Origin of the sequence: Massilia paldalensis (genome assembly GCF_044901715.1) — a bacterium.
Classification (GTDB): Bacteria; Pseudomonadota; Gammaproteobacteria; order Burkholderiales; family Burkholderiaceae_D; genus Telluria; species Telluria paldalensis.
The window spans coordinates 1,274-2,677 of the sequence record NZ_JBJCIU010000031.1 but is presented as its reverse complement, the minus strand read 5'-3'; the positions used below and the strand labels follow the sequence as shown (position 1 = coordinate 2,677).

Here is a 1,404-nt window from a genome sequence, read left to right as displayed (position 1 = left end):
TGGCATGACTGCCAAGGTTATAGGGACAAGCCGTACGGGCAATTAGTATCGGTTAGCTTAATGCATTACTGCACTTCCACACCCGACCTATCAACGTCCTGGTCTCGAACGACCCTTCAAGGAGCTCAAGGCTCCGGGAAATCTCATCTCAAGGCGAGTTTCCCGCTTAGATGCTTTCAGCGGTTATCTCTTCCGAACTTAGCTACCCGGCAATGCCACTGGCGTGACAACCGGTACACCAGAGGTTCGTCCACTCCGGTCCTCTCGTACTAGGAGCAGCCCCCTTCAAATTTCCAACGCCCACGGCAGATAGGGACCAAACTGTCTCACGACGTTTTAAACCCAGCTCACGTACCACTTTAAATGGCGAACAGCCATACCCTTGGGACCGGCTACAGCCCCAGGATGTGATGAGCCGACATCGAGGTGCCAAACTCCCCCGTCGATATGAACTCTTGGGAGGAATCAGCCTGTTATCCCCAGAGTACCTTTTATCCGTTGAGCGATGGCCCTTCCATACAGAACCACCGGATCACTATGTCCTACTTTCGTACCTGCTCGACTTGTCGGTCTCGCAGTTAAGCACGCTTATGCCATTGCACTATTAGCACGATGTCCGACCGTACCTAGCGTACCTTCGAACTCCTCCGTTACACTTTAGGAGGAGACCGCCCCAGTCAAACTGCCTACCATGCACTGTCCCCGACCCGGATAACGGGCCAAGGTTAGAACCTCAAATGAACCAGGGTGGTATTTCAAGGATGGCTCCACGAGAACTGGCGTCCCCGCTTCAAAGCCTCCCACCTATCCTACACAGATTGATTCAAAGTCCAATGCAAAGCTACAGTAAAGGTTCATGGGGTCTTTCCGTCTAGCCGCGGGTAGATTGCATCATCACAAACATTTCAACTTCGCTGAGTCTCGGGAGGAGACAGTGTGGCCATCGTTACGCCATTCGTGCAGGTCGGAACTTACCCGACAAGGAATTTCGCTACCTTAGGACCGTTATAGTTACGGCCGCCGTTTACTGGGACTTCAATCAAGAGCTTGCACCCCATCATTTAATCTTCCAGCACCGGGCAGGCGTCACACCCTATACGTCCACTTTCGTGTTTGCAGAGTGCTGTGTTTTTATTAAACAGTCGCAGCCACCATTTTATTGCAACCTTTTCGCCCTTCTGCAGTAAAGCAGTCAAGCTACCGAGGCGTACCTTATCCCGAAGTTACGGTACCAATTTGCCGAGTTCCTTCTCCCGAGTTCTCTCAAGCGCCTTAGAATACTCATCTCGCCCACCTGTGTCGGTTTGCGGTACGGTCTCGTATGACTGAAGCTTAGAGGCTTTTCTTGGAACCACTTCCGATTGCTTCGCAGCATAAAGCCGCTCGTCTCGACCCCTTGAATCA

General features: G+C 52.0%; 1 rRNA gene (running past one end of the window). It reads right to left on the bottom strand.

Annotated elements, in window-relative coordinates:
* Positions 1-21: 21 nt before the first annotated feature.
* A 23S ribosomal RNA gene (locus tag ACI1V7_RS28305) occupies positions 22-1,404 on the bottom strand (it continues 1,260 nt past the right edge of the window).